The organism is Stenotrophomonas sp. P5_B8 (genome assembly GCF_054049855.1).
The window spans coordinates 1-2,940 of the sequence record NZ_JBFULO010000453.1; the positions used below are offsets into that span (position 1 = coordinate 1).

The following is a 2,940-nucleotide window of genomic DNA, read 5'->3' on the forward strand; positions in this document are numbered from 1 at the left end:
CGAACTTACCCTTGGCCATGGCTGCTTATCTCGAAATCGTCTGAATTGGTAGCACTTAGATGGTGCTCACGAAAGGAATCGAACCTTCGACCTCCTCCTTACCAAGGAGGTGCTCTACCGACTGAGCTACGTGAGCGAGTTTTGTATTATGGCACGAATTTGAATATATTCAAATTCATTCAATGGAGCGGGAGACGGGGATCGAACCCGCACCATCAGCTTGGAAGGCTGAGGTTCTACCATTGAACTACTCCCGCATCGGAAGCTCTTGCCACAACATGAAACTGGTGGAGGGAGGTGGATTCGAACCACCGAAGGCGTAAGCCAGCAGATTTACAGTCTGCCCCCGTTGGCCGCTTGGGTATCCCTCCTTACCACCCTGTCCCGTGGCGCCGAAGCGTTTTCGGTGTGGGGTGGAAGAGCCGTGAATTTTGGGGGTGAAGACTGGTTCTGTCAACACTCTTTTTCAACTTTTTCACAGCAATCGCAAATTCCGCCGCAACGACGGGCTATTGCGCGGGAAGCGGCAGCGCTTCGTCGGCAAAGATGGCCACGTGCGGCACGCCGTCGGCCCCGATCCAGCCGCGGTACATGCCCTGGGTGTTGAACGGCGTGGCCACGCGACCGTCGGCGGACAACACGATCGCCCCACCGTCGCCGCCCAGCGCGGGGATGCGCGCGTTGATCACCGCGCGTCCGGCCTCGGCCGGGCTCTGCTTGAGGTACTGCATGCGTGCGCAGATGTCGTAGGCGGCGGCGGTGCGGATGTAGTACTCGCCCCAGCCGGTGCCCGACACCGCGCACATGTCGTTGGCATAGGTGCCGGCGCCGATGATCGGCGAGTCGCCGACGCGGCCAAAGCGCTTGTTGGTCATGCCGCCGGTGGAGGTGCCGGCGGCCAGGTGTCCCTGCGCATCGAGCGCGATCGCACCGACGGTGCCGAAGTGGCGCGCGGTCTCCAGATCGGCATGGGCCTGGCCGCTGGCCTGTTCCTTGAGCGCTTTCTGCAGTTGCTGCCAGCGYTTCCCGGTGCGGAAGTAGGACGGATCGACCAGCGTGATGCCCTGGGTGGCGGCGAACGCTTCGGCGCCCTGCCCGACCATCATCACGTGCGGGGAATGCTGCATTACCGCCTCGGCCAGCAGGATCGGGTTGCGCACCCGCTGCACCCCAGCCACCGCACCGGCCTTGAGCGTGGCGCCATCCATCAGCGACGCATCCAGTTCGTTGCGGCCATCGTGGGTGAACACCGCGCCCTTGCCCGCATTGAAGGTGGGATCGTCCTCGAGCACGGTGATGGCTGCGGTGACCGCGTCCAGTGCCGGCTTGCCCGCAGCCAGCACGGCATGGCCTTTCAACAGTGCCTGCTGGAGGGCGGCGCGCGCGGCTTTTTCCTCGGCCGGCGACAGATCCTTGCGCTCCACGCCGGCACCGCCATGAAGGACCAGCACCGGGCTGGCGGCGGTAGCCGCYAGCGGCATCGACAGGCACAGCGACAACAGCAACGCGGTTGGACGGGACATCGGCGGCACCGGCAGGTTGGGAAGGTCCATCATGGCCGCAGATGCGCGGCGCGGGTAGGCCTGTGCCCTGCCCAGCTGGACCTTGCGCGTGATCCGGGTATCGCTGCGGCCAACGGGTGCGCGCTACCGCAGCTGCAGGTGGCCGTCGCGGATGTCGGCGGTCATGCGGAAGGCCGCATCGTCCACGCCGAATCCATCCAGATGCAGCAGGCTGCCGCTGCCCACGCCGGTGACCGGGATCGCGTGGAAATCCAGCGGTTCACCATCGCGCAGGCGCTCGGCGGTATGCCGGGGCATCACCAGCCAGGCGTAGCCGTCGTCATTGCTGAGCACGCGCCCTCGCCCATCGGCCTCCACGCACAGCGCGGTGTCCTCGTCCACGCCGATGCCCACCATGTCATCACGCCCGGCCTGCAGAGCCGCCCGGGCAACGAAGACAATCAACCGGCCGAGCCGGTCACGCTTGCCGAAATGGGTGTCGGTGACCACGTTGGACAGGTACGGCAAGGTCAGGAAGTCGTTGTCCAGGGTGACCGCACTGCCCATCGGGTCGCGCAGCGCGCGTTCGGAGGTGACGCTGCCGCCGTCCAGGGCGCCGTAGCTGTACCCGCCAAGGATGGCCAACCCGGCACTGGTGCCGGCGATGGGGCGCCCGGCACGGACATGCGCGTTGAGCGCGGCATTGAGTGCGGTGCCTTTCCAGAAGCGGATGTAGCGGGACTGGTCGCCGCCGGCGATGAAGATCGCATCCGCCGCGGCCACCACCCGCAGCACGGCCGGGTCATCGGCGGCGCGGCGGCTGTCGAACACCAGGGTCTGCACCGAGGCGGCCCCTCCGATGCCGCGGTACAGGCGCTCCTGCAGGTCATCGGCGCCGGAGGCGCGCAGGATCACGACGCGGCCGTGCCCGGCCCGCTGCAGCCACCACTGGAACGCCTCGGGCACCCACTCCCCGCCTCCCATCAGCATCATCGCCGGTTCGGTATGCGCGGCCGGCGACGCGTCCAGGTCCCCGACCTCGTAGTAGCGATAACCGGGGTCCTGCAGCGATTGGGCATGGACCGGCGCAGCCAGGCCGACCGACAGCAGCCAGAGCAGGGGCGCGAGGGGGCGGAGAGCCTTGTGCACGCTGATCTCCCTGAACACATCGAGGGTGTAAACGCTTCCACTGTGTGCCAGAGAACATGGCAGTGGTCAACCCCGTAAAAAAGGCGTTAAATGCGCGCCGTCCATTCGCGAAATGTGAATGGGGGACAGGCCTCCCTCGAGGCCGACACTTTCTTCTCGAGAATTCTCATGCGTAAACAGGCGATGGCGTGGTCGATCCAGCTGGCGTTGATGGGTGTGGCCGCGACCGCGGGTGCCCAGACTTCCGCCCCCGGGGTGCAGCAACTGGACACGGTGCAGGTCACCGGGT

General features: G+C 65.9%; 2 protein-coding genes and 3 tRNA genes. All 5 read right to left on the reverse strand.

Annotated elements, in window-relative coordinates:
• Positions 1-60: 60 nt before the first annotated feature.
• A tRNA-Thr gene (locus ACXJKH_RS17870) sits at positions 61-136 on the reverse strand.
• 47 nt (positions 137-183) lie between these two features.
• A tRNA-Gly gene (locus ACXJKH_RS17875) sits at positions 184-257 on the reverse strand.
• 28 nt (positions 258-285) lie between these two features.
• Positions 286-371: transfer RNA gene (locus tag ACXJKH_RS17880), tRNA-Tyr, on the reverse strand.
• A gap of 138 nt (positions 372-509) precedes the next feature.
• The gene (locus ACXJKH_RS17885; protein WP_457321343.1) at positions 510-1,523 is read right to left on the reverse strand and encodes an isoaspartyl peptidase/L-asparaginase family protein; all 1,014 of its coding nucleotides are present in this window, start codon (positions 1,521-1,523) and stop codon (positions 510-512) included.
• A 123-nt stretch (positions 1,524-1,646) separates the two neighbouring features.
• Positions 1,647-2,651 carry a cyanophycinase gene (locus tag ACXJKH_RS17890; protein ID WP_457321345.1) on the reverse strand — a complete coding sequence of 335 codons (1,005 nt, stop codon included), beginning with the start codon at positions 2,649-2,651 and terminating at the stop codon, positions 1,647-1,649.
• Positions 2,652-2,940 lie beyond the last annotated feature (289 nt).